General features: G+C 61.0%; 20 protein-coding genes and 1 pseudogene. 13 read left to right on the forward strand and 8 right to left on the reverse strand.

Going from position 1 to position 24,429, the window contains the following annotated elements; genetic code table 11:
- Nucleotides 1–20: 20 nt before the first annotated feature.
- From ACP146_RS18080 to ACP146_RS18115, 8 genes are all read left to right on the forward strand, one after another.
- Entirely contained in the window at nucleotides 21–1,067 is a 1,047-nt protein-coding gene (locus ACP146_RS18080) for an N-acetylneuraminate synthase family protein (RefSeq protein ID WP_422368146.1), read from the forward strand.
- Nucleotides 1,064–1,750, forward strand: coding sequence for a class I SAM-dependent methyltransferase (locus ACP146_RS18085; RefSeq protein ID WP_422368147.1), 687 nt, complete (start codon nucleotides 1,064–1,066; stop codon nucleotides 1,748–1,750). Before ACP146_RS18080 ends, ACP146_RS18085 begins: the two co-directional genes overlap by 4 nt.
- Entirely contained in the window at nucleotides 1,747–2,376 is a 630-nt protein-coding gene (locus ACP146_RS18090; RefSeq protein ID WP_422368148.1) for a class I SAM-dependent methyltransferase, read from the forward strand. The genes ACP146_RS18085 and ACP146_RS18090 overlap by 4 nt, the downstream gene beginning before the upstream one ends.
- Nucleotides 2,373–3,086, forward strand: coding sequence for a WbqC family protein (locus ACP146_RS18095; protein ID WP_422368149.1), 714 nt, complete (start codon nucleotides 2,373–2,375; stop codon nucleotides 3,084–3,086). The genes ACP146_RS18090 and ACP146_RS18095 overlap by 4 nt, the downstream gene beginning before the upstream one ends.
- 48 nt (nucleotides 3,087–3,134) lie before the next feature.
- The gene (locus ACP146_RS18100) at nucleotides 3,135–3,833 is read left to right on the forward strand and encodes a PIG-L deacetylase family protein (protein ID WP_422368150.1); all 699 of its coding nucleotides are present in this window, start codon (nucleotides 3,135–3,137) and stop codon (nucleotides 3,831–3,833) included.
- A 72-nt stretch (nucleotides 3,834–3,905) separates the two neighbouring features.
- Nucleotides 3,906–4,856 (forward strand): NAD-dependent epimerase/dehydratase family protein, encoded by a 951-nt coding sequence (locus ACP146_RS18105; protein ID WP_422368151.1) that lies wholly within the window; start codon nucleotides 3,906–3,908, stop codon nucleotides 4,854–4,856.
- Nucleotides 4,857–4,876: 20 nt separating this feature from the next.
- Nucleotides 4,877–6,238: a 3-deoxy-D-manno-octulosonic acid transferase gene (locus ACP146_RS18110; RefSeq protein WP_422368152.1), complete on the forward strand. Its 1,362-nt coding sequence runs from the start codon at nucleotides 4,877–4,879 to the stop codon at nucleotides 6,236–6,238.
- A gap of 75 nt (nucleotides 6,239–6,313) precedes the next feature.
- Nucleotides 6,314–7,324, forward strand: coding sequence for a DUF3179 domain-containing protein (locus tag ACP146_RS18115; protein ID WP_422368153.1), 1,011 nt, complete (start codon nucleotides 6,314–6,316; stop codon nucleotides 7,322–7,324).
- Nucleotides 7,325–7,339: 15 nt separating this feature from the next.
- Here ACP146_RS18115 and ACP146_RS18120 read toward each other — a convergent pair whose 3' ends face one another.
- Nucleotides 7,340–7,996, reverse strand: a complete 657-nt coding sequence (locus ACP146_RS18120; RefSeq protein WP_422368154.1) for a TetR/AcrR family transcriptional regulator — start codon at nucleotides 7,994–7,996, stop codon at nucleotides 7,340–7,342.
- 121 nt (nucleotides 7,997–8,117) lie between these two features.
- On the opposite strand from ACP146_RS18120, the gene ACP146_RS18125 reads away from it, so the two are divergent.
- Genes ACP146_RS18125 through ACP146_RS18135 form a run of 3 tightly spaced genes read left to right on the forward strand, consistent with a single transcriptional unit; the run spans nucleotide 8,118 to nucleotide 12,521 of the window.
- Nucleotides 8,118–10,484 carry an efflux RND transporter permease subunit gene (locus tag ACP146_RS18125; RefSeq protein WP_422368155.1) on the forward strand — a complete coding sequence of 789 codons (2,367 nt, stop codon included), beginning with the start codon at nucleotides 8,118–8,120 and terminating at the stop codon, nucleotides 10,482–10,484.
- Nucleotides 10,444–11,286, forward strand: coding sequence for an outer membrane lipoprotein-sorting protein (locus ACP146_RS18130; RefSeq protein WP_422368156.1), 843 nt, complete (start codon nucleotides 10,444–10,446; stop codon nucleotides 11,284–11,286). Before ACP146_RS18125 ends, ACP146_RS18130 begins: the two co-directional genes overlap by 41 nt.
- A gap of 2 nt (nucleotides 11,287–11,288) precedes the next feature.
- Nucleotides 11,289–12,521 carry a hypothetical protein gene (locus ACP146_RS18135; protein WP_422368157.1) on the forward strand — a complete coding sequence of 411 codons (1,233 nt, stop codon included), beginning with the start codon at nucleotides 11,289–11,291 and terminating at the stop codon, nucleotides 12,519–12,521.
- Between the two features lie 97 nt (nucleotides 12,522–12,618).
- Here the strand turns inward: ACP146_RS18135 and ACP146_RS18140 are convergent, their stop codons facing one another.
- A complete protein-coding gene (locus ACP146_RS18140) occupies nucleotides 12,619–13,365 on the reverse strand; it encodes a creatininase family protein (RefSeq protein ID WP_422368158.1) in 747 nt (248 codons plus the stop codon).
- A gap of 93 nt (nucleotides 13,366–13,458) precedes the next feature.
- On the opposite strand from ACP146_RS18140, the pseudogene ACP146_RS18145 reads away from it, so the two are divergent.
- Nucleotides 13,459–14,228 (forward strand): annotated as a pseudogene (locus ACP146_RS18145) (IS5 family transposase).
- Here ACP146_RS18145 and dusA read toward each other — a convergent pair.
- From dusA to torC, 5 genes are all read right to left on the reverse strand, one after another.
- Nucleotides 14,225–15,184: a tRNA dihydrouridine(20/20a) synthase DusA gene (gene dusA, locus ACP146_RS18150; RefSeq protein WP_422368159.1), complete on the reverse strand. Its 960-nt coding sequence runs from the start codon at nucleotides 15,182–15,184 to the stop codon at nucleotides 14,225–14,227. The pseudogene ACP146_RS18145 and the gene dusA sit on opposite strands and share 4 nt — an antisense overlap.
- Nucleotides 15,185–15,547: 363 nt before the next feature.
- Complete coding sequence (locus tag ACP146_RS18155) at nucleotides 15,548–16,441, reverse strand: haloalkane dehalogenase (protein ID WP_422368160.1); 894 nt, start codon at nucleotides 16,439–16,441, stop codon at nucleotides 15,548–15,550.
- Nucleotides 16,442–16,544: 103 nt separating this feature from the next.
- Nucleotides 16,545–19,016 carry a trimethylamine-N-oxide reductase TorA gene (torA, locus tag ACP146_RS18160; RefSeq protein WP_422368161.1) on the reverse strand — a complete coding sequence of 824 codons (2,472 nt, stop codon included), beginning with the start codon at nucleotides 19,014–19,016 and terminating at the stop codon, nucleotides 16,545–16,547.
- Between the two features lie 181 nt (nucleotides 19,017–19,197).
- Nucleotides 19,198–19,896, reverse strand: coding sequence for a molecular chaperone TorD (gene torD / locus ACP146_RS18165; protein WP_422368162.1), 699 nt, complete (start codon nucleotides 19,894–19,896; stop codon nucleotides 19,198–19,200).
- The gene (gene torC, locus ACP146_RS18170) at nucleotides 19,883–21,061 is read right to left on the reverse strand and encodes a pentaheme c-type cytochrome TorC (RefSeq protein WP_422368163.1); all 1,179 of its coding nucleotides are present in this window, start codon (nucleotides 21,059–21,061) and stop codon (nucleotides 19,883–19,885) included. The genes torD and torC overlap by 14 nt, the downstream gene beginning before the upstream one ends.
- Before the next feature lie 147 nt (nucleotides 21,062–21,208).
- Between torC and ACP146_RS18175 the strand changes: the two genes are divergently transcribed.
- Nucleotides 21,209–21,925 carry a response regulator gene (locus ACP146_RS18175; protein WP_422368164.1) on the forward strand — a complete coding sequence of 239 codons (717 nt, stop codon included), beginning with the start codon at nucleotides 21,209–21,211 and terminating at the stop codon, nucleotides 21,923–21,925.
- A 21-nt stretch (nucleotides 21,926–21,946) separates the two neighbouring features.
- Here the strand turns inward: ACP146_RS18175 and ACP146_RS18180 are convergent, their stop codons facing one another.
- Nucleotides 21,947–24,304, reverse strand: coding sequence for an ATP-binding protein (locus ACP146_RS18180; protein ID WP_422368165.1), 2,358 nt, complete (start codon nucleotides 24,302–24,304; stop codon nucleotides 21,947–21,949).
- Between the last annotated feature and the right edge of the window lie 125 nt (nucleotides 24,305–24,429).

Consider the following 24,429-nt stretch of genomic DNA (forward strand, 5'->3'; position numbering starts at 1 on the left):
AAGGCGAGTGTACGGACGGCATGGCGATCATAGTTGACAATCGGCCTATCGGATCACAGCAACCCTGCTACCTGGTTGCTGAGATCGGCCTTAACTACAACGGTGACCTGGAACTGGCACGGGAGACAATCGACGCTGCCAAGCGAAGTGGCGCCGATGCGGTCAAGTTCCAGAACTACGTGACCGAGGATTTCATATCCGATCACAGCCTGACCCATGAGTATATCGAGAACGGCAAGACTGTCGTCCGCTCCCAGTATGAGATGTTCAAAGCCTACGAGTTGAGCGAGAGCGACCTGGAGGCCTTGTCCGGCTATTGCAGCGACCTTGGAATCGGATTCCACTCCACGCCCACGAACGCCGAGGGTATCCGTTTACTGGCGGAGCTTGGCGTGGGCGTTCTTAAGAACGGGTCGGACTATCTGACCAATCTCGACCTGGTGCGCGCCATGGGCGCAACCGGACTGCCGACCGTGCTTTCCACCGGCATGGCGACAGTGGGGGAGATCGACGACGCGGTTCGAACATTCCGTCAAACCGGCAACGACAAGCTCATCCTGTTGCACTGTGTATCGAACTATCCTTGCGACCCAAAGGACCTGAATCTGCGCCGGATCGATACGCTGAGAGACTGTTTTGGCTGCCCGGTGGGTTTGAGCGACCATAGCGAAGGTGCCATGGCTGCCGCTTTGGCAGTCGGTCGAGGGGCCAGCTGGATCGAGAAACACTTCACTCTGGACAAGACGCTGCCCGGGCCAGATCACCGTTTTTCCGCCGATCCCGAGGAATTCTCCGCCATGACCGCGGGCGTCCGCCTTGCGGAACAGGCGCTTGGCTCGCCACGGCTAGGCCCCACGGACAGCGAAGAAGAAGCCCGGCAGGGATGGCGCCTTTCCTGCGTCGCGTCGCGGGCTCTCGAGGCCGACCATCCTTTGCAGCGCAGCGACATTGCCTTTAACCGCCCGGGCACCGGACTGCCGCCGAAAGGCGTAGACTGGCTCCTGGGCCGCAGAACAAAAAAGGCGCTCCGCAAGGGCCATGTTTTGACACCGGAAGACCTGTTATGACAGAGCCAGTAACGTTTGACGCCATCTGGGAAGAAAAGTACGCCAGCGGGCACGCCCAGCGCTACCCATGGGATGTCGTCGTCAGCTTTGTTTTTCGGCACGCCCCCCGCGACCGCCCGTGTCAAGAGGTGGCGATCCTTGAGGTCGGCTGCGGAACCGCAAGCAATCTCTGGTTTGCGGCTCGCGAAGGATTTTCCGTTGCGGGCATCGACGGCAGCGCCAGCGCCATCGACTATGCAAAAAAACGCTTCGCCGAGGACAAACTCGAGGGCGACCTGCGGGTCGGCGATTTTACAAAGCTGGATTTTCCCGACAACAGCTTCGACTGCATTATCGACAGAGGTGCGCTCACCTGTTGCGGCCATAGCGCGCTGAAACGGGCGCTTGCGGAGGTTCGGCGCGTTTTGAAACCCGGCGGACACTTCTTCTTCAATCCCTACGCCGACAGCCACAGCAGCGCCAGAGCCGGCAAGCCCGCCGGTGACGGTCTGGTAAAAGACATCGACGCAGGCAGTCTCGTCGGCGCTGGCCAAATTCACTTTGTCGGCCATCAGCAGCTTATCGAGTTGATGGCAACCGGCTGGTCGCTGCATCAGATCCAGCGTCTGGAACTGACGGACATGGTCGCGCCAGAGGGAAGCATCCACGCCGAATGGCGTGTGATAGCCCAAAAGACATCATGACGACCGAGGAAGACAATCGCCATACGATCGACGTTTTCTCAAGCAGCCTGCTCCAGCACGGCCATGACTTTCGTGCGCTTAACTGGGGTAGCCAGAAAGGACAGGAAAACCGCTTTCGCATTCTCTGCGAGATCGGCATCGAGACTGCGGACAGTGTTCTTGACGTCGGCTGTGGCTTGGGGGATCTCTACGGTTATCTGAAGAAACGGGGAACGAAAGTCGATTACAGTGGCCTCGACATCACACCGGACATGGTCGCGGCGGCGCGCGACAAGTTCCCTGAGGCAAAATTCCGCGAAGGCGGCTTGCTCGACGCAACGCATCTGTCCGACCAGAGCTTCGACTATGTGATTGCAAGCGGGATCTTCTATCTGCGCAGAGACAAGCCCTTTCAACATCTGGAACGCTCGGCCAGGCGTATGTTCGAACTCTGCCGCAAAGGCGTCGCCTTCAACTGTCTCAGCACATGGGCCGAGCCGGCAGACGATGGCAGCGATGAGTACCGCGAAGATCCGGTCAGGTGCTTCGAGTTTTGCAGAACCCTCTCACCCTGGACCGTGCTTCGAACTGATTATCATCCCGGCGACTTCACGCTGTATCTTCGCAGACAGGCGCAGCAGTCATGATTGTCACCATCATGCAGCCGGCCTATCTGCCCTGGCTTGGGTTCTTCGACCGCATTGCCGCAAGTGATGTATTCATCGTCCTGGATCACGTCGAAATTGACCGAAACAGCAAGACCAAGTTCGCCAACCGCAACCGCATCCGCACGGCGCAGGGCTGGAGTTGGTTGACCGCACCGATACGCAGCAAAGGGAAACACGGCGAGCTGCGGCTCAACGAGATCGAGATAAACAACGAAACCAGGTGGCGCGCCAAGCACTGGCGGGCCATTGAGCTCAACTATCGACGTGCACCCTACTTCACCGATTATGCAAAGCGGTTTCAGGAATTGTTCGAAACACCCTGGACGCACCTTGCCGCGCTCAATTCCGCGGGACTGAAGATTTTCCTGGACGCTTTTGCTCTGGAGAAGAAGATCCTGTCGAGTTCAGAGATGGGTTGCGAGAAAACCAAGGATCACCTCATCATCGAGTTGTGCCGGAAAGCCGGGGCAAAAACCTACCTCTCCGGGCCGTTCGGGCGAGATTACCTGAACACTGAAGGCTTCCGTGAAGCCGGTATCGAGCTGCTGTTCCACGACTATGAGCACCCAACATATCGCCAGTGCTTCGATGGCTTTGAGCCCTACATGTCAGCGATCGATCTGTTGTTCAACCACGGTGCGGCGTCCAAACAGATTCTGCGTCGTCCGGAAAGTCTATCGGCGAGCTAGCGTCCTGTGGTATCCGAGCCGGTGAACACCTACAGCCAGGGGGAATCTGTGGCTTCAAGCAAGAACATCCTGATCGTGGCGTCTCATCCCGACGACGAGGTTCTTGGGGTCGGCGGAACAGCGGCCCGGCATGCAGACGAAGGCGACCGGGTTCACGTGTTGATCATGGCCGAGGGGTCGACTTCCCGCGATGACCAGCGCGACAGCAAAGCCCATGGTCAGGCGATCGATGCGCTGAAGCAGGCCGCGCGTGCGGCAGCGGACTGTCTGGGCACCGAACCACCCCGCTTCGCCGGCTTGCCGGACAACCGGATGGACCAGTTGGATCTGCTAGACATCGTCAAGCATGTGGAAGCTGTGGTGAACGACGTCGACCCGCGTATCGTATACACCCATCATGGCGGCGACCTGAACCTCGACCACCGCCTAACCCACCAGGCAGTCCTGACAGCCTGTCGCCCCCTGCCCGGGACCAAGGTCGAAGCGGTCTATTGCTTCGAAACCCTGTCGAGCAGCGAATGGGCGACACCGGAAATCGGCCAGCCTTTCATTCCCTGCCACTTCGTCGACATCGGCAAGCAGCTCGAGAAAAAGCGGGAGGCATTGGGTTGCTACAAACAGGAGATGCGGGCCTTTCCGCATTCACGATCCATCGAAAACGTCGAACATCTGGCCCGTTTCCGTGGCGGCTGCGTGGGCCTTGATGCGGCAGAAGCCTTCTCGGTCGCCCGCCAGTTGCGCTTCTGAATGGCCGGCTTGTGAAACACAGCCGCGTTGTCGGAGTCCGCGAGGCTGCCGACCGCGCGATCTGGAGGCGCTTTGTCCGCTAAGATCCACCCCCCCAAAGGCGACCGCGCTCTGGTGACCGGCGCCAACGGTTTCGTTGGCGCCGCGATCTGCCGCCACCTGGCGGCGCGGGGCTGGTCGTTACGCGGCAGTACCCGAAACGAAACCGCCGCGCTGCCGCAGGGCGTCGAACGGATTGTCACCGGGTCAATCGACGCCGGAACCGATTGGAGCGCCGGCATGGCAGATGTGGACGCTGTCGTTCACTGCGCCGCGCGGGTCCACGTGCTGGCAGAAAGCGCCCCTGACCCCCTGGCCGCCTTTCGCAAGACCAACGTCGACGCAGCGGCCGCCCTGGCAAGGCATGCTGTCGCGCTGGCGGTCCGCCGGATCGTCCTCGTCAGTTCCATCGGCGCGGCAGTGGCGGAAAACCAAGCAGAAACAGCCAATCCCTATCAAAAAAGCAAACGGGAGGCGGAGACCGCCCTGGCGGAGATCCTGCGGGGAACGGAGACATCCTTGGTCGTTCTGCGGCCTCCCCTGATCTATGGGCCGGGCGCGCCGGGCAACATCCGCCGCCTGGAGAGCCTGATCGCCAAGGGACTGCCCCTGCCGCTGGCCGGCATCGATAACCGCCGCAGCCTGCTCTACATCGGCAACCTGACCAGCGCCGTCGAGGCCGCCCTGAGGGTTGCGGAAGTCTCGGCGTCACCGCTTGCGCTATCCGACGGGCGCGATCTTTCAACCCCGGAGCTGGTGCGCCATATTGCGCAGGCAAAAGGAAGGAGCCCGCGCCTTCTGCCCTTTCCTGTCAGCCTGCTGAAGACGCTCGCACGGCTGCTGGGGCGGGAGGCCGCGGTGACGGCGCTGACAAGCTCTCTGACCATCGACAACGAACCCATCCGAAAGGCCCTTGGTTGGTGCCCACCCTTCAGTGTAGATGAGGGGCTCAAGGCAAGCTTCGCGACCTCCGCGGAGGCGTGACCGGCGAGGGAACAACGGCATTGGGGCAAACACAAGACAGCGGCGGGGAAGAGCAGGCGCCTGCAAACCGGGGCTCGGGCAGCTTCGGAGCGGCCGCCGCGGGCGCGGTTTTCGGGGGATACCGTCTTCTGGGCAGAGCCGCCGTACCGCTGATCCGCGCCTATTTGCGCCGTCGCATCGCCCGCGGCCGCGAAGACCCTCAGCGCATCGGCGAGCGTCTCGGCACCCCCTCCCTGCCCCGGCCAAAGGGCGCCGTCGTGTGGCTGCATGCCGCCAGTGTCGGCGAAGCGGTCTCGCTGCTGCCTTTGATCGAGCGGCTGCAGCGCGACTGGCCGCAATTCTCCCTGCTGATGACCAGCGGCACGGTGACCTCGGCGCGCCTGATGGCCGAACGCCTGCCCGGCGGGGTCATCCATCAATACGTGCCTGTCGACCTGCCGGGCGCAGTGGAGCGTTTTCTCGATCACTGGCGGCCATCGCTCAGCCTGATGGTCGAATCGGAATTCTGGCCGAACCTGATCGCAGCGACGACGAAGACGGGCAGTGAGCTGATTCTGCTGAACGGCCGGGTCTCGACAGCCTCCTATCGATCCTGGCGCCGCTTCCGCCCACTGATCGCAACACTGCTCGGGCAGTTCAGTCTTGTCATGGCGCGCTCGCCGCGCGATCAGAGGCACTTGCGGGACCTGGGAGCGGCCGGCGCCATCTGCCCGGGCGATCTGAAAGCTGCCGCCGCACCACTTGCCGCCAACCAGACAGATCTCACCGCTCTGCGCGCGGCTCTTGGCAACCGGCCCCTCTGGCTGGCCGCCTCCACCCATCCCGGCGAGGATGAAATGGCCGGCCAGATCCACCACGCCCTCAAGGCCCGTTTTCCTGATCTCCTGACCCTCCTCGTGCCGCGCCATCCCAACCGTGCCGACGCGATCCGCGCCGCACTGGAGGCCCGGCAGTTGACGGTCGCCCAGCGCAGCCGCAACGAAACGGTGAGCCCCTCCGGCGACATCTATCTGGCCGATACCATGGGTGAAATGGGGCTTTGGTATCACTTGGCCGAGATTGTTTTCGTTGGTGGTTCCCTGGTTCCGATTGGCGGCCACAATCTGCTGGAGCCGGCAAAGCTTGGCTGTGCCGTTCTGGCTGGGCCCCATACAGCGAATTTCAGTGAGATGACCGAGGGCATGACCGCCGCGGGCGCTCTGCAGCAGGTCGCCGACCCCCAGCAACTGCAGGCCGCCGTCGACAGGCTGCTGGCGGACGCCCAAGCCCGCCTTTCGCTGGCCACCGCCGCGCAGGCCTATGCTGATGCCCAAGCCGGTGTCCTCGACCGGGTGATGCTGGCCCTAACGCCTGCGCTGACCCGGGCCGCTTCGAGAACCTGAGACCCGCCCCGGCCTCTCCCTCCCTCAAGTGAATTTGATTGGCGCTGATGAGGGCTTCACGGCCATGATCGGGCCATGTTCAAGCTGCCCGCCGTCCCAAAGCGCCGCCTGACCGGGTTCGGTCTCGCCGCGCTTTTCGTTTTTGCAGCCCAGGCCACAGCCTGGAATCCTGCTTATGCCAACCCCGAGCGCTGGGCCCGGGAGTGGCCGCAGACCGACTTCACCCAGACGTCGATCGATCTGAATGAAGTGCTCAGCGGCGGCCCGCCCAAAGACGGTATTCCCTCCATCGACAAACCGCAGTTCGTTGCGGTCTCCGAATCAACCGATCTTGCCGCGCAGGAGCCGGTCATCGGCCTGTCGATCAACGGCGACGCCCGGGCCTATCCCCTTCGCATCCTGACCTGGCACGAGATCGTCAACGACACGGTCGGCAGCGTTCCGGTCGCTGTCACCTACTGTCCGCTCTGCAACGCGGCTCTTGTCTTCGAACGCACGGTCGAAGGCGAGGTCACCGAATTCGGGACGACCGGCAAACTGCGCAACTCCGACCTCGTCATGTACGACCGCCAGACCGAAAGCTGGTGGCAGCAGTTCCTCGGCGAGGGCATCGCCGGAGAGCGGACGGGGGTGCGCCTGAAACTGGTCCCTGCAAGACTGGAATCCTGGGAGAACTTCGCCACCCGTTTTCCCGAGGGCAAAGTTCTGATACCCAACAATCCCGGCCTGCGGCCCTATGGCGCCAACCCTTATGTCGGTTACGATTCTGCGGCGCAGCCTTTCCTCTACAACGGCAGCATGCCCGAGGGCATCGCTCCCATGGCGCGGGTGGTCGCCGTGGAAAGCGAGGCCTGGAGCCTGGACCTGCTGCGCGAGAAAGGCCGCGTGGAAAGCGGCGATCTGGTTCTGACCTGGACCCCGGGTCAGACCTCCGCCCTCGATACCCGGGCGATCTCAGAGGGCCGCGAAATCGGCAACGTGGTGGTTCAACGCAAGGCCGCCGAGGGACTGGTCGATGTCCCCTATGACGTGACCTTCGCCTTCGTGTTTCACGCCTTCCGGCCCGAAGGAACGATCCGCCAGTAGGGCTCCGGCTGCAGCCTAGGCTGACGCGTAGATTTTCAGGAAACCGGCAACGGCGGCGGCGACGTGCTCGCGGATCTCCGTGTCGGACGGCGTCTCCTGGACCCCGAGGATGCAGCGCATGTGAAGCGGATCCTTCAGGCGATAGAGCAGGAAGGCGGCAGCGGCATCAACGTCCGGAACATTGAGATGCCCGCGACGGTCCTGTTCCGCCAGGTAGGGTGAGAGCGCCGCGACCCAGCGCGTCGGCCCACAGTCGTAAAAGGTCTGTCCCAGTTCCGGGAAACGCCCGGCCTCCGCCACCACGGTGCGAAACAGCGCAACGGCCTGCTCCGAGGTGATGAGCAGCAGGAAGCGTGTGCCGAGATCGCTGAGCACGACCTCGGGCTCGGCCTCCGGATCGAGCTGCAAGGTGTCGATGCCCGAGACCTGATTGCAGTGATTGGTCATCACCGCAGCAAAGAGCACGTCCTTGCCCGGAAAATGGCTGTAGACCGTGCGTTTAGATACCTCCGCCTCGGCAGCGATGTTGTCCATCGAGACGGCGCCATAGCCGGAATGCAGGAAAAGATCTGCCGCCGCGCAGACAATCGCCGCGCGTTTTGGGGAAGATGAATCGCTCTTTTCCGAGGTCTGATCCGTCAGGACCTTGTCACCAGTTATCGCTTCCGACATCACCAATCGCTTGACAGTGGGGGTTTGTTCCTATGTAAACTGCACAGTGTAGTTTACAGATCTAGCAGACTTCTAAAGCTAGCACAATCAACCGGGCATTAGCGACAGTGGGGCAGCAAAGATGTCGGATTCCAAGGATTTAGGGGCCGAATCCGGTTCCGGGAACTGGATCGTTTCCTACGCGAGGCTGATCATCCGGCTCCGCTGGCTGGTGATCTTCGCCAGCCTCGCAGCCGCTCTCGGCTTCGCCAGCGGCGGCCAGTTTCTGGGTTTTTCCACCGACTACCGCGTCTTTTTCAGCGACGAGAACCCGCAGCTCAAAGCCTTCGAGGCGATGCAGCAGGTCTACACCAAAGACGACAACATTCTCTTCGTGCTGCAGCCCAAGGAAGGGGAGGTCTTCACCGAGGAGATGCTGGTTGCAGTCCAGGAACTGACCGAGGCTTCCTGGCAGCTTCCCTTCTCGCGCCGGGTCGATTCGATCACCAACTTTCAGCACAGCTACGCCGAAGGGGACGACCTGACGGTAGAGGATCTGGTTCCGGAGGGTGACGGCCTGACTGCGGAGAGGATCGCGGCGATCCGCGACGTTGCCCTTGCCGAACCCTTGCTGATCAACCGCCTCATCTCACCGGATGCCCGCACGACGGGGGTGAATGTCACCCTCACCCTGCCCGGGGAGAGCGAGAGCGAGGTGCCCGAAGCGATTGCCGCCGCCCGGGAGATTATTGACGAATTCAGCGCCAGGCATCCCGAGGTGATCGTCGCGACGACCGGCCTCGTCGCCCTGAACAATGCCTTCAGCGAGGCGAGCTTCGTCGACCTCTCGACCCTGATCCCGATCATGTATGGGATCATCATCGCCGGGCTGCTGATCTTCCTGCGGTCGATTGCCGGCACCGTCGTCACCGTCCTGGTGATCGGCCTTTCGGCCGGCACCGCCATGGGCCTGACCGGCTGGCTCGGGATTAACCTCACCCCGCCCTCCTCCACCGCGCCGACCATCATCCTGACCCTGGCGGTGGCCGACAGCATTCACCTGCTGGTGACCTTCCTGCACAATATGCGTCAAGGAGCCGACAAGCGTGAGGCCATCATCGAATCTCTTCGGGTGAACTTCCATCCGATCTTCTTGACGTCGCTGACCACGGCAATCGGCTTTGTCTCTTTGAACTTCAGCGACGCGCCGCCGTTCCGCGACCTGGGCAACATCACCGCGATGGGCGTGATCGCAGCCTGGATCTACTCCATCACCTTCCTCCCCGCTTTTCTGGCCGTGGTTCCGGTTCGTGTGAAGAAGCAGGTCGAGGCCCGCAGCGATATGATGGCGAAACTGGCGGAGTTCGTGCTGCGGCGGCGCCAGCCGCTGTTCTACGGCATGACCGCCCTGGTCATCGGCCTGGCGCTTTGGATTCCGCGGATCGAACTGAACGATCAATTCGTCAACTATTTCGATCCGAGCATCCAGTTTCGCGCCGACACCGACTTCGCGATGGAGAACCTTTCGGGGATCTATCAGATCGAGTTCTCCCTGCCGGCGGCCGCGGAAGGCGGCATCAGCGAGCCCGAGTATCTGGAAAAGGTCGATACCTTTTCCGAATGGCTGCGCGAACAGCCCGGCGTGGTTCACGTGCAGACGATCACCGACATCTTCCGCCGGCTGAACAAGAACATGCACGGCGACGATCCGGACTGGTATCGCCTGCCCGATGAGCGCGACTTGGCGGCGCAGTACCTGCTGCTCTTCGAGATGTCCCTGCCCTACGGCCTGGATCTGAACAATCAGATCAACGTCGATAAATCTTCCATGCGCTTTCTGGCCACCCTTGAAAATATGACGACCCGCGAGGCCCGGGTGCTGAAGCAGAACTCTGAAGCCTGGATCGCCGAAAACATCCCGGCCTCGGTGACCGAGGCGACCAGCCCCTTCGTGATGTTCGCCTATATCTCCGAGCGCAACATCAAATCGATGCTGACTGGTACCGGCCTCGCCCTGGTGTTGATCTCGCTCTCTCTGATCGTGGCGCTGCGCAGCCTGAAGATCGGCCTGCTCAGCATCATTCCCAATGTCATCCCGGCGGTGATGGCCTTCGGCTTCTGGGGTCTGCTGGTCGGCGAGATCGGCCTCGCTTCCTCGGTGGTCGCTGCCACCAGCCTGGGCATTATCGTCGACGATTCCGTACACTTCCTCAGTAAGTATCTGCGCGCCCGGCGCGAGAAGGGTGCCAGCCCGGAAGACGCCGTGCGCTATGCTTTTGCCACCGTTGGTCGCGCCCTCTCGGTCACCTCTGCCGTTCTGGTCGCGGGCTTTGCGGTCCTGGCGCTCTCGGCCTTCGAACTGAATCAGAGCCTGGGTCTGCTGACCGCCCTGGCCATCTTTGCCGCCCTGGTCGCCGACTTCCTGCTTCTGCCCCCCCTCTTGCTTGCCATCGACAAGGAGAAAAAGTATGCCGATGCACCGAAAGCTGTTCCTCAAGCTGGAGAGTAGCAAGTCGCTTTTCGTTCTGGCGCTGGTCATCTTCGCAGCGGCCAGCACCTCGGCCTTTGGCGAAACACCGGAGGAAAAAGGCTTGGCCATTGCTGAGGAGGTGGACCGCCGTGACCTTGGGTTCGGCGATTCCTACTCCACCTTGGAGATGGTCCTGACCAACAAGCAGGGGCAAAGCAGCACCCGTGAGCTGCGCATCCAGACGCTGGAAGTGCCGGAACGTGAGCTCGGCGACAAGTCTCTGGTCACCTTCGACCATCCCCGCGACATTGAAGGTACGGCCTTCTTGAGTTTCACCAAGATCCTCGATCCCGACGACCAGTGGCTCTACCTGCCGGCGTTGAAGCGGGTGAAGCGAATCTCTTCGGCCAACAAGTCCGGTCCCTTCGTCGGCAGCGAATTCGCTTACGAAGACCTGCTGTCCCAGGAGGTCGACAAGTACAGCTATCGCTGGCTGCGGGACGAGCCCTGCGGCGACGCAGCCGCCGGCCTCGACTGCTTCGTTGTTGAACGCTTTCCCCTCTACGAGAACTCCGGCTATGTGCGCCAGGTCACCTGGATCGATCAGCAGGAGTACCGGCCGATCCGCATCGATTTTTACGACCGCAAGGACTCCCTGCTGAAGACCCTCACCTTCAGCCGGTATAACCAGTATCTCGATCAATACTGGCGGGCCGACGAGCAGTACATGGTGAACCATCAGACCGGCAAGTCCACGCGCCTGACCTTCGATGAATGGGAGTTCCGCGTCGGCGTGAACGAGCGCGATTTCAACCCCAACCGTCTGAAGCGGCTGCGCTAGGCATGCTACAGAACAGGCCTCTGCAGGCGGCGACCTTCGCCGCCTGCTCTTTGCTATTCGCGCTCGGCACAGCGGCGCCGGTCTCGGCACAGGGCTTCGACTTCTCCGGCTTCGTTGCCGGAGAGACCCGGATTTTCCCGGACGAAGCGCAATTCCCCGAACAGCGGAACAGCCATGTCTCGCCGTCGCTGGTGCTGCAGCCGGAGTTCCGATACCGCTGGAACCGCCGCAACGACCGTCTCTCGTTCATCCCGTTTCTGCGCCTCGACGCCCATGACGAGAACAGGACCCATTTCGATATCAGGGAATTGAGCTGGTATCACGCCGGCGATGACTGGGACACCGTGCTTGGCATCAGCAAGGTCTTCTGGGGCGTCGCTGAATCCCGGCATCTGGTGGACATCATCAACCAGACCGATCTGGTGGAAAGCCCCGACCAGGAAGACAAGCTCGGCCAGCCCATGGCCAACCTCAACCTCCTGCGCGATTGGGGCACCCTGAGTTTCTTCGTTTTGCCGGGCTTTCGCGAGCGCATCTTCCCCGATGACGATGCCCGGCTGCGCGGCGCCCTGCCCATCGACGACGACGATCCCTCCTACGAATCAAGCGCCGAGGAGTGGCACGTCGATTTTGCCCTGCGCTATTCCCATACCATCGGCGACTGGGATTTCGGCCTGGCCCATTTCTACGGGACCAGCCGCGAGCCGCGGCTGATCCCCGGCGTCGATGCCGACGGCAACCCCTTTCTGCGGCAGCGTTATGACCTGATCCATCAAACAAGCCTGGACGCCCAATACACCACGGGCCCCTGGTTGCTGAAGCTGGAAGCTCTGACCCGGGATGGCCACGACGGCGACCGTTTCTTCGCCGCCGTCGGGGGTTTCGAGTACACCTTCTTCGGCGCCTTCGAGAGCAACGCCGATCTGGGTCTGCTGGCGGAATACCTGCACGATGGGCGCGACAACCGCACTCCGGCCACGCCCTTCGAGGACGATATCTTCCTGGGCACGCGGCTGGCGCTTAACGACGTCGAAGATACCGAGCTTCTAGCCGGCGCCATCCTGGATCTCGACCAGGAAGAGCGTATCTTCTCTGTCGAGTTCGAACGCCGCCTCAGCGACAACCTGAATCTGGAAATCGAGGGCCAGCTCTTCGATAACATCGACTCGAACGATCTTCTGAGCGGCTTCGAAGACGACTCTTTCCTGGAGGTTCGGCTCTCCTGGTTCTTCTGACCGTCGCCTGGAGGACTGAGGGCGGTTGGATCGACGGCGGTTGGAGGGGCATATCGAGGGCGTCGGTGTCCTCCATACCAAAGTGGTGTAAGGGCGCCTAAGTCTCCTCCAGGAAAACCCGGTAGTCAGCAGCGGCTTCACGCACAGCGCTTTCCAGCAGAGCCACGCCCTGTTGGGGGCTCGCCAGGGCGGAGTGGGAACCGACGCGGCCGTCGGGAAACCGGCGGCGATGTTCCGCTGGTTCACCGTGGCGGTCCCCGGCGTGGTCGCGGAGGTATTCGGCGGAGAGCTTTTCCGGCGGGTCTTCCGCGCCGGTGACCGAGCGCACCAGGGCTTGGGTGATCGCCACCTCGCTCGGCGTACCGTGCATACCCTCCCAGTCACCGTAGAGCCGTTTGCGCAGGGCGTCGGTCTGCGGATAGTCCCACCAGGACCGCAACCTTACTTCAAGCGGCGCGTCGAGAAGCTGGGAAACCTTCTCGATCGCCGTCCGGAGAGGCGCGATATTGGCGCCATGGCCGTTGACGATGTAGATGCGGGTGAAGCCCTGCTGCGCCAGGGACGTCAGCACGTCCTGAACCAAGGCGATAAAGGTCTGCGGGCTGACCGATATGGTGCCCGGAAAAGCGAGATTGAACGGCGCCGGCGTCAACGCCAGCGTCGGAGCGACGATGGCATTCATCGTCTCCCCGACCCCTTCCGCAACGGCCTGGGCGCAGATCGCATCGGTGCCGATCAGCCCGATCGGACCGTGCTGCTCGGTCGAGCCCGTGGGCAGAAGTATGCCCGGCGATGCCTCCAGGTAAGTCTCGACCTCCGGCCAGGTCATCTCCGCCAGCTTCATGGGCCCTGCCCTAGGTAGTGCACTCATAAATCTATTTTCAAGATCAGCGGTTTGTGATTCTGTGATGGTCTGGTTTGGCGTTCGGAGGAGAGCATGTCACGCTATGATCTTACGGAGCTGGAATGGCGGTTCATCCAACCGATTCTGCCGAACAAGGTGAGGGGTGTGCAGCGGCGCGATGACCGGCAGGTTCTGAATGGCATCTTCTACGTGTTGCGCACCGGCTGTCCGTGGCGCGACCTGCCCGGGCGCTACGGCCCCTATACCACTGTGTACAACCGCTTCCGCCGCTGGACCCGGGCCGGCGTCTGGGACCGGATCATGGACGCGGTGGTGGATGCTCACAACGGCGATGTGGTGATGATCGACGGCACGTCGGTGCGCGTGCATCACGCCGGGGCCACGCTCAAAAAAACGATCCCCGACGATGCATGGGTCGTTCACGTGGCGGTCTGACCACAAAAATCCACGTTCTGGTCAATGAATGGGGGCTACCGTTGAAGGTCCACCTGACGCCGGGACAGGCCCATGACGGGCCGGTGGCGCCGCTTCTGCTGGGGGACTTGCAACCCGGACAGGCTGTTCTGGCCGACAAGGCATACGACGCCAACCACATTCGAAACCTGATCTGGGAGAAGGGAGCGGAAGCGGTGATCCCCTCCAAATCCGACCGCAAGATACCGATCCCATTCGACCGGGAACTCTATCGTCAACGCAACAAGGTCGAGCGCTTCATCGGCCGTATCAAGAAATCCTTCCGGCGCATCGCAACCCGATACGACAAGACATCACATGCCTTCCTCGCCTTCATCAAAATCGCCGCTGTCAGAATCTGGTGCGAAGCTTATGAGTCCGCTACCTAGGCCGCCCTGCGGCCGGAGCCGGCTTCCCGCCAGCGGGCCAGGGCCGCCAGAATCACTTCCGGGCCGGCATCGGGCTGGTGCGTCTGTTCCGAAAGATGACGGCGCCAGGCGCGGGCGCCGGGCAGACCGTTGAAGAGCCCCAGCATGTGCCGGGTGATGGACTTCAGCGGCACGCCGCGAGAGCGCTGCCTTTCGACGTAGGGCAGAAAATCTTCGATGATCTGCTCACGACCGCGCGGTTCGGTTGCTTCACCGAAGATGCGGCTGTCCGCTTCCGCCAGAGTGTATGGCGTCTGATAGGCCGCGCGCCCGATCATCACCCCATCGACCTTGGCGAGGTGCGCTTCGGCTTCGTCCAGGCTCAGCACGCCGCCGTTCAGAATGATCTCCAGGTCCGGAAAGTCCTGCTTCAGTGTATAGACCACGTCGTAGCGCAGCGGCGGCACCTCGCGGTTCTGCTTGGGGCTGAGGCCGCTCAGCCAGGCTTTGCGGGCATGAATGGTGAAGGAACGACAACCGACGGCGGCGATGGTTTCAACGAAAGTCTGCAGGGCCTCATAGGAATCCTGGTCATCGACGCCGATACGCGTTTTCACCGTTACCGGGATATCGACGCTCTCGCTCATCGCGGCCACGCAGTCCGCCACCAGGGCCGGCTCGGTCATCAGGCAGGCGCCGAAGCGGCCGCGCTGCACGCGGTCGCTGGGGCAGCCGAGGTTCAGGTTGATCTCGTCATAGCCCCGCGCCGCGCCTTCGCGGGCGCAAGCCGCGAGGTCCTCCGGCTCGGAGCCGCCGAGCTGCAGCGCCACCGGATGCTCAATCTCATCAAAGGCCAAAAACCGATCCCGGTCGCCGTGCAGAATGGCACCGGTGGTCACCATTTCCGTGTAGAGCAGACAGCGTTTGCTGATGGTGCGCAGGAAAGCCCGCTCATGGCGGTCCGTCCAGTCCATCATGGGCGCAACTGATAAGGTGTGGTCCAACTTGGTCAAGGGTTCGCCAGCCTTGTCCAAAAGGTAAACCCAAGGAAATCCAAGGCGCTTGGTTTTTCTCTTCGCTCCCTACTCCGGCGCGGTGATCTCTCGGTGCTCATCGCGTCAAGATAGTCGCAACACCCTGGTTTCGCCAGAGCCCCAACACCAATTTGATCCAAGTGACGGGGCTTTCTCAATGCCCGGTGCTTGAACTGGTCGTCGGCGGGGTCGCCCGGACGATGGCCATGCGTCGAGACATAAACGGGCGGGCCGCTCAATTGGTCGTCTCGCGTTCCTGCGGGGCTGTGCTCGACGCTATGCCGATGGGCGCTGTAAACGTGGCGATCAATCTTCCTTGACAACCCGTTCCGTGATCCAGCTTGCCAGTGCCGTACCGATCTCGTCCGGCGAGTCTTCCTGAACGTAGTGCGCTCCTTTGACAATCACCTCGGTCTGGTTCGGAAAAGTGCGGCAGCGCTCCGCCACCTTGCCCGTGACCATCATGCCTGGATCGGCGCTGATGAAGAGTTTCGGGATGTCGCTCGAGGCCAGCCACGCGCAGTTGGCTTCCAAGACGGCGGCGACATCATCCGGTTCGCCCTCGACCGGGATTTCCCGCGGCCAGGTCAAAGTTGCCCGGCGCCCCTCCCCCGATTCCTGGTAAGGCCTGCGGTAGGCGCCCATCTCTTCGGGGGACAGGTCGCGCATAACCGCCATGGGAATCACCTGTTCGACGAAGAAGTTCTCCTCCAGGCACATCTGTTCGCCCTGCGGCCCCCGCATGGCTTTGAACGGCTCGACAGCCGGCGGCGGAAAAAGATCCCAGGACAGCGGCATGAGCATGGGCTCCATGTAGGCTATACCGCGAACCGCGCCAGGATGATTGCGCGCCCATTCGAAGCCGAGCGCCGCGCCCCAGTCGTGGAGTACTAGAACGACACCCTCGGTTCCAATCAGAGCATCGAAGAGGCCGAAGAGATATTCGCGCTGTTCGGCGTAACGGTACCGCTCCGGGCCCGAGTCGGCCAGTTTGTCGGAACCGCCCATGCCGACAAGGTCCGGGGCGATGCAGTGCCCAAGGCTCGTCAGGTGAGGGATGATGTTCCGCCAGATATAGGAATATGTCGGATTTCCGTGCAGCAGCCAGATAGGCACACCCTCGCCTGCCTCTGCGTAAGTCATCCTGACTCCCTTGACCGAGAAGCTGCTGCGGGAATGCGGATCTTTTGCTGTGCTCATCAAAGAACTCCTGGGTGAAGCCAACAGCGGTCGCCCTGGTGATGGGGGCGACCGCTGTTGGCTGCTGCCGTAGAAAGAAGTGAGGCACCAAGCTTCAGGATGCCTAACCACCCTTTGGCGTGTCGAAAACCTTTACCGGTGGCAGGTCGCCGGTGAACTTCTCGATCTCCGCAATGGCCGTGTGGCCGCAGTTGGCCTGCGCCAGCTTTGACGTACCGATATCGACGGTCAGGTTGTTGACATCACCGTAGGCATCCAGGCTGCCGAGTTGTCCCGGCTCGACCGGGTCGTACCAGCCGCCCTCGTTCACGCGAATCACCCCGGGCCGGATGGCATCGGTGACCCTGGCCCCCGCAAGCATCTGCCCGCGATCATTGAAGATGCGCACAACATCCCCATCGGCGATGCCGCGGCTGGCGGCATCATCGGTATTGATCAGACAGGGCTCGCGCTCGGCAATCGTATAGAGATCGCGCAGACTCGTGCCGCAGAGCTGCGAGTGCAAGCGGTCTCTGGGATGGCTAGTGGCGACATGCAGCGGGTACTGCGCGGTCGGGCCATCCAATCTCTCGACAGGCTCCATCCAGGTCGGGTGAGGCGGACAGTCGTCATAGGCCATCTTCTCGATGTTCCGAGAGTAGATCTCGATTTTCCCGCTCGGGGTCCCGAGAGGTTCCAGCAGCGGGTCTTCACGGTAATCAGCATAGCGGACGAAATTTCGCCCTTCCTCACTCACCGGGAACTCGACGTAGCCCTGTTCCCAGAAACCGTCGAAGTCCAGCATCTCGACACGCTTGGCGCCCGCCTGCTTGCGGGCCGCTGCGTAGAATTCCTCGATCCACTCCATCTCGGTCTTGCCTTCGGTGAACTCCTGCTTTTTGCCAAGACGATCGGAGATATCGGCAAAGATGTCGAAGTCGGTGCGGGACTCGAACACCGGATCAACGACCTTCTTCATGGCGATGATCGCTTTCAAAGAGTAGTCGCCGAACTGCTCGATATCGTTGCGCTCATAGGAAGTCGTGGCCGGCAGCACGATGTCCGCGAAGCGTGCTGTTGCAGTCCATTGGAAATCCTGCACCACTACCGTTTCGAATTTCTGCCAGGCCTTGACGAGGCGGTTACGGTCCTGGTGGTGAGCAAAGGGATTGCCGCCTACCCAATAGGTCATTTTGACGTCCGGATATTTCTGGCGCCTGCCGTTGAAGTCGAAATCCTGACCCGGGTTTTCCAGCATATCGGTGATCCGCGCCAGCGGTATAGTGGCCGCGCCGCTCTCGGTCAGCCAGGCTGCCCCTTCAACCGCCTTGCCGCCATCGGTGATGCCCGGCAGCACCGGGCCGTTGGCGCCGGGGGAGCCGCCGCTCGAATAGTGATAGCTCAACCCAAAGCCCCCGCCCGGCAGGCCGATCTGCCCCAGCATGCAGGCGAGGGTAACCAGCATCCAGTGGCGCTGTTCGCCATGTTGCTGGCGCTGCAACGACCAGCCGCTTGCCAGCATCGTCCTGTTGCCGGCGAAGCGCAGCGCAAGATCCTTCAGCACCTCGGCCGAGATACCGCAGATCTCCGCAGCCCATTCAGCCGACTTCGGTATGCCATCCGTCTCGCCGAGAAGATAGGGCAGGAACTTGTCGAACCCGACGGCATATTCGTCGAGAAAGTCAGGATCATGCAGGTTCTCAGTGTAGAGCGTGTGCGCGATGCCCAGCATCATGGCAACATCGGTCTGCGGCTTTGGCGCAATCCATTCCGCCCCGAAAAAATCGCTGGTATCCGTGCGAACCGGGTCGATACAGATCACTGGCTTTCCGGTTTCCTTGAAAGCTGCCATCCCTACAAACCCGCCATGATCGGGAATGATCCAGCCGATCTGATTGGTAATCATGGGATCGGCGCCCCAGAATACCAACAGGTCGGTACTCTCGACGACGACCGGCCAGGTGGTTTGCTGTTCATAGACCTCCAACGTGCCCATGACGTGCGGCATGATCACCTGCGACGCACCGGTCGAGTAGTCGCCGGAGCTGTTCACGAAGCTGCCTTTCAGGTTCATCATGCGCCGCATCAAATTCTGACAGTTGTGCAGTTTGCCGGCACTCTTCCAACCGTAAGATCCTGCATAGGTGCCGGTCGGACCGTAAGTGTCTTCGATCCGCCGGAGTTCCTTGACGACAAGGTCGAGGGCTTCGTCCCAGCTGACCCGAACGAAGTCGTCGCTACCGCGGCTTTCGACATCTGCACCGGGTCCCTTTTCCAGGAAGGCACGCCTGACCATCGGATACTTGATACGGGTCGGCGAATAGAATGAATCCAACACTCCCTCAAGCTGTCGGCTCGGGTGAGGGTCTTTCTCCCAGCCCCGCACGGCCGTCCAGCGGCCGTCCTTCACCGTCGCCTGAAAGGCGCCCCAGTGCGACCCCGTCAGGACCTCGCCGTCAGGCACCGAAGCCTCCGCCACGCCCGACGCCAGCAGCGACGGTGTCAGGACTCCCAGCGCGCCGATGGCAGCCGAGCTGCCCAGGAATTCACGCCGTGATAGAGCATATTCAGAGTTTTGCGTAACGCGCTTGGACATGCTAGCCGCCCCCCAATAGTGCCATGACCAGCGATCCGCTCCCGACCGGAGATGAGGGCCGCTGTCCGTCGATTAAAACCATCACTGCAGGGTTGATAGCAGGCCGGTGTAAACGTCATTCCTGATGCTCTTGAACGGCCTGTGAAATGATGTGATCAGGATGTAAACAGCCTTTTACGGTTTATCGCGGGGCCGCCTGTATCCGGTGAGCATCGGCCACCAGAAAGTCAACCAGACAGGAGGCGGCCATTGCGTAAAACCTGGACCGGTCGGCGGCCTTGCAGTCATCGCGAAACGCCCCGACCCAGGGCAAGAGACGGGTTTCCAGGAACGTCTTTTGCGCGTCTCGGCTGCGTTGTCTCTGCGCCGGGTCGGCAGCTTCCAATGCCCGCCGAGCGAACTCCGCCATCACCGTGAGCTGAACGGCAATGTGATCCGGCGGTTCAGGGAAGGCTGCATCCACGTGAAGGTCGAACTCGGCCAGGACAGCCGCCGTCTGCGCGCTGGCCTCCTGAAACAACAGGCCTCGTTTGCTGGTGTAATGGGATTCGTAAGGCGGCACGCTGCGCCGCCCGCCCACACCGAGAAACAACCAGGCAAAGGCGCCCGCCAAGTCCATCGCCTTTGTCTCTATCGCCTGCGGCTCGGCAATCAGGTCGCCGACGGTCTCGGCAAGCGGCGCAAGCAAGGGATATGAGCCAAGCCGGTCCAGAAGCGCTTGCCCGGCATCGTCGTGATAGCTCCACAGCGCCTCGGCGGAGAGTTCGCGGCCGAACAAGCCGGCGAACCACTGATAGATGTAGCTGCGTTCTTCTTCGGGAATGCGCGGCTCCGCGTTCTTGTCGAACCCGGCGGCCGGCACAGCATCAGCCGCCTGCATGGCTGCCTCCCGCCGTATCGCTGGCATGGAACTGCAGGTACTTCTGCAGAAAGCGGTACTGTTCCTTGTCGAGAACGATGAAACGGCTCATGGCCTTCATGTTGCCGATCCACTGGTTGGCGAGGAAGTGATCTGGCGCCGACAGGGTATGGCAGGTCGAGCAGCTGGCATTATACATCTCCGCGCCGTAATCCCAGAGGCGCCCTTGATCGGAAATCACATCCTCGCGCGAGACCCAGAAATCCAGGCTCACCTGGTGCCAGGTCAGGTCCGTATCGGTATCGACGATGGTCTCGTGGCGTTCGATTTTTTCGACCGCAGGCTTGCCCAAGGCAGCGGAGAAAATCCGTTTACCCATAAGGGCATAGATCACGCGATCTACGCCGTCCTGCTGCCAGCCCTCCAGTCTTACCTTCAAGCTATCGCCGTCGCGCTCGATCACAGAGAGTTCCGTTGCCGGCAGCAGTTTACCGACCTCGGCTTCGCCATCTTCGGCCTCTCCGGCCTCAAGGTGCATCGTCTTGGTGGCGATGCTGAAGAGCCGGTCTGCCTTGGCGCCCTCTTCCTTCGACAGCGTCTGCAATTCCTCGAACATCGCGATATAGCCTGTCGAGAGATCAGGCAGCTTGTGGGCGATACCCTTGTGGCAGGAAATGCAGGTCTCACCCTTTTCCATGGCCGGCTGCATGCGTTCCGCCGCTTCCTTCGACTGCTTGTGGAAGTCCATTGCCTCGAAGGTATGGCAGTTGCGGCACTCCTGGGAATCGTTGGCCTCCATCGTCCTCCAGACACGTTTGGCCAGCCGTGCCCGGTTCGCCTCATACTTCTCCGGCGTCGAAATCGTGCCGACGACCTTGTGGTACAGCTCGTTGGTGGCCCAGACCTTGCGGACGAATTTCTGCGTCCAGGGTCTTGGAACGTGACAGTCCGCACAGACTGCCCGCACGCCGGAAGCATTCTGATAGTGGATGGTTTCCTTGTATTCCACGTAGACGTTGTCACGCATCTCATGGCAGGAAACGCAAAAGTCCATGGTGTTGGTGTATTCCATGAAGGTGTTGAATCCCCCCCAGAACACAACCCCACCGATGGCTCCGACGAGAAGCAGAGGACCAAGACCGTAGCGCAGGCTCGGACGCCAAAACTTCTGCCACAACCGATGCATAAGCAGTCTCTCCCAAACACAGTAAGCCGCAATGACACTCGGCTATAGAGGGACGCTGTAAACCCGGTTGCCTGGAGTCATGAACAGCCTGTAGAATGATGTAAACACGATGTAAATGAAGGCTATATCACGGCAAGAGAGATCGACTTGACCCACTCCGGCCATATACTGATCGTTGAGGACGAAGCTGTCACACGGACGACGCTCGCAGGCTATTTCGACAAGGCGGGCTACCGTGTCACCGAGGTTGAAGACGGCGCGGCCCTGTGGTCCGCGCTGGAGGCCGGCCCGGCCGACCTCATCCTGCTGGATATCGAGCTTCCGGGTGAAGATGGGCTGTCTCTGTTGCGTCAACTGCGGCAGACATCAGAGGTAGCCGTCATTATGGTGACCGGAAAAACAGATGACATCGATCGTATCCTTGGCCTGGAACTCGGCGCCCATGACTACGTCACCAAACCCTTCAATACCCGAGAGCTCTTGGCGCGCGCCAAGAATCTCATCCGCTTGACCCGTCAAGTGCGAGAATCCGGCACGAAGGCCTCTACGCGAACTTTTGACGGTTGGGTTTTCAACAAGAACAGCCGGCGGCTGACCTCGCCGAGAGGAGAAGACGTGCCCTTGACCCGGGGCGAATTCGACCTGCTCTCCGCGCTGCTTTCCAACCCTGGCCGCGTCCTGACAAGGGACAGCCTGCTGGATCATGTGAGTCACCGGGACTGGGATCCGAACGACCGGACAATCGATGTATTGGTTGGACGTCTGCGCCGAAAAATCGAAAGCGACCCCAAGCAGCCCAGGTTTCTGGTGACCGTTCACGGTCTCGGCTACGTCTTCACCAGCAATAGCCGCGAGCCCGCCTGAACCCCATAGGGCTTGGTACAGTCAGCCGCGCAGGAGGTCCTCTAGGTCGGGTGCCTGTAGTGCGGCTACCGATAGATCGAAGTCATCGCATATCTGCTCAACGGCCTGTGTCAGCTCCGTTGGATTCTGCGTACCGGCAGTGGTCTCGAGCGCGTTGGCCGAGTGTCTAAGGCGTTCCAGCCCAAGGTTACCGGCAGCGCTCTTCAGCGCGTGAGCCAGGTCCGAGACTTCGCTCACATCCCCTCTTTCCACGGCTTGCCTGATGGCGTCCATCGTCACTGGGACCGAGTCATGAAAAGCGTCGACGATACGCCTTGTGCGCTCGGTTCCCAAGGCATCGCGATGCCTTGCGATAACGGCCTTGTCGAAAACCTTGCCTTGATCAGCGGGAAACGGAGAGTCGGCGGCCCTTCTTTCCTTTGCCCTTGCAAGACAGCGCGCAATGGCGTCCCGCAGGCCGGACGGATCGAAGGGTTTCCCCAGAACATTATCGGCCCCGCTTTCCAGGCAGGCTCTCTCCTGAGTCGTCGCCAAGTCAGCGGTCAACACGAGAATTGGTACGGAAGCCTTTTTCGGATCATCGAGCGACCGGATTTTGCCGATGGCGGCAAGGCCGCCCATTCCCCGCATCCGCACGTCCATGAGAACCAGATCAACGGGTTCGGCGGAAAGGGTTTCAAGCGCCGCTTCGCCGCTGTCGACGACCAGGGCCTGATGCCCGTCACGTTCCAGAAAGCCCTTGGCCACCAGTTTGTTCACCGCATTGTCTTCGACCAGCAGCACCCTTAGAGCCGACAAAGGTGGTTGCTCGCCAGGGACTTGAGATGGGATTGATACTGCATCGGCCTTCGAAAGCGGGAATTGAAACCAGAAAGTGCTGCCGCTGCCCTCGCGGCTCTCAAATCCGATTTCGCCGCCGATGGCCGATGCCAGCTTCTTGCAGATCGCCAAGCCAAGTCCGGTACCGCCGGACTGAACGTCGTCTGCGGGCGGGTGCTGGACAAAAGGCTGAAACAACTTGGGTCGTGCCTGTCGCGATATGCCGATACCCGTATCTGTGACCGAACAGCGAAGGAAAGAACCAACGCGGTATAGCGAAACCGTGACCGACCCCTCGGGCGTGAACTTGACGGCATTGGTTACCAAGTTCAGCAAAATCCGACGGACCTTTGCTTCATCGCCCTTGATCCGCGCTGGCAGATCGTCCTCAATGTCTATCGTGAACTTCAGCCCTCTCTCGCCCGCCGCGGCAGCGCCGAGATTGCACACCTGCTCCACGCTCTCACTAAGATCGAAGTCCCGGTTCTCGGCGACCGGCGTTCCCGCCTCGATTTTGGAGTAATCGAGAACATCGTTGACCAGGGCTAACAACACCTCGCCCGAAGAGATGAGAGCAGCGACATAGCGGCTTTGAACATCGGTTAGGGGGCCATCCTGAAGCAGGTGGGCGATTCCCAGTATTCCCGTAATCGGCGTGCGAACCTCATGGCTCATCGTGGCGAGGAACGTCGACTTGGCGAGGCTTGCGGCATCTGCCTCCTGTCTGGCGCGCTTGTATTCCGTAACGTCGGAAAGAATAAGAACCGTGCCAACAAACTTCTCGCTGACGTCCAACATCGGTTGGGTCTTGACGTCAAACTCGCGAGGCCCTTGCGCCGTATCGATGCTGTGCTCGAATCTCCTTCCGGGATTGTTGGTGCCGACTAAACGATCGAGCTGACTCTCAAGCAAAGGATAGCACTGGTCGGCGTAGTATCCTTGACCGGGCACCGCCTTCTCGTCAAAAAGCACCGCCGCCGCGAAATTCAGGTTCTCGATCCCACCATCTTCGTCGATCAGAATGACCGGATCCGTCATACTCTCGAGGATCGTCAGGTACTTGTTCTTCTCATTGGTGAGCAAACGGTTCCGGGATTGTACGTCCGCCAAAAGCTCGGCTTCTCTGATCGCCGACCACTCGGTGCAAAAGGCAATCTCGATATGGTCGAAAAAGCGCTCGACGAACAACCGGTAACGCTCCTGATCTGCGCTGGAATAGGCCTGTTCCAGGATGAGGTCCAGATAGGCTTGGCGATAGTACTTCGTCAGACCCAGGAAAAGGCTGAGGGGAACGCCACGCTCGCGATGCAACCGCGCTTCCGACAAAGCGAAACCGGCAATGGGTTCTTGCGCATAATCGGTACCCACGGCCAGTTCATCCGGCTCGTCGGTCTTCTCCAGCGCCCACAGAAGTGGCTGCGAGAAACCGCAAATCGATTCTCGCCAAGGCTGTGCCAAGGTAGAGCTGAACTGGGTATAGCCATGTCGTTTCGCGTACACCAAGACACGCTCGACAAGCCAGTCCTCGCTATTTGCAATCAGATCTCTCAACGTGTTCATGCTGGCCCCGTTCATTCCCCGGAAAGCAGTACCCACCTACAGGTTGCCCGCATTCTTGAACAATGAAAAGCCGACGCTTGGAAAGAAGACACTCAGATCAAAACCGAAGTCCTATTACCACGCTA

The organism is Pelagibius sp., assembly GCF_965249265.1.
GTDB lineage: Bacteria > Pseudomonadota > Alphaproteobacteria > Kiloniellales > Kiloniellaceae > Pelagibius.

Bases quoted from the DNA above. Each gene is read 5' to 3' on its own strand.
- ACP146_RS18130 (WP_422368156.1), top strand. From the start codon at position 10,444: ATGCCGATGCACCGAAAGCTGTTCCTCAAGCTGGAGAGTAGCAAGTCG.
- ACP146_RS18085 (WP_422368147.1), top strand. From the start codon at position 1,064: ATGACAGAGCCAGTAACGTTTGACGCCATCTGGGAAGAAAAGTACGCC.
- ACP146_RS18095 (WP_422368149.1), top strand. From the start codon at position 2,373: ATGATTGTCACCATCATGCAGCCGGCCTATCTGCCCTGGCTTGGGTTC.
- ACP146_RS18125 (WP_422368155.1), top strand. From the start codon at position 8,118: ATGTCGGATTCCAAGGATTTAGGGGCCGAATCCGGTTCCGGGAACTGG.
- torA (WP_422368161.1), bottom strand. From the start codon at position 19,016: ATGTCCAAGCGCGTTACGCAAAACTCTGAATATGCTCTATCACGGCGT.
- ACP146_RS18120 (WP_422368154.1), bottom strand. From the start codon at position 7,996: ATGTCGGAAGCGATAACTGGTGACAAGGTCCTGACGGATCAGACCTCG.
- torC (WP_422368163.1), bottom strand. From the start codon at position 21,061: ATGCATCGGTTGTGGCAGAAGTTTTGGCGTCCGAGCCTGCGCTACGGT.
- ACP146_RS18080 (WP_422368146.1), top strand. From the start codon at position 21: ATGGCGATCATAGTTGACAATCGGCCTATCGGATCACAGCAACCCTGC.
- ACP146_RS18115 (WP_422368153.1), top strand. From the start codon at position 6,314: ATGTTCAAGCTGCCCGCCGTCCCAAAGCGCCGCCTGACCGGGTTCGGT.
- torD (WP_422368162.1), bottom strand. From the start codon at position 19,896: ATGCAGGCGGCTGATGCTGTGCCGGCCGCCGGGTTCGACAAGAACGCG.
- ACP146_RS18135 (WP_422368157.1), top strand. From the start codon at position 11,289: ATGCTACAGAACAGGCCTCTGCAGGCGGCGACCTTCGCCGCCTGCTCT.
- ACP146_RS18180 (WP_422368165.1), bottom strand. From the start codon at position 24,304: ATGAACACGTTGAGAGATCTGATTGCAAATAGCGAGGACTGGCTTGTC.
- ACP146_RS18090 (WP_422368148.1), top strand. From the start codon at position 1,747: ATGACGACCGAGGAAGACAATCGCCATACGATCGACGTTTTCTCAAGC.
- ACP146_RS18155 (WP_422368160.1), bottom strand. From the start codon at position 16,441: ATGAGCACAGCAAAAGATCCGCATTCCCGCAGCAGCTTCTCGGTCAAG.
- ACP146_RS18140 (WP_422368158.1), bottom strand. From the start codon at position 13,365: ATGAAGCTGGCGGAGATGACCTGGCCGGAGGTCGAGACTTACCTGGAG.
- dusA (WP_422368159.1), bottom strand. From the start codon at position 15,184: ATGATGGACTGGACGGACCGCCATGAGCGGGCTTTCCTGCGCACCATC.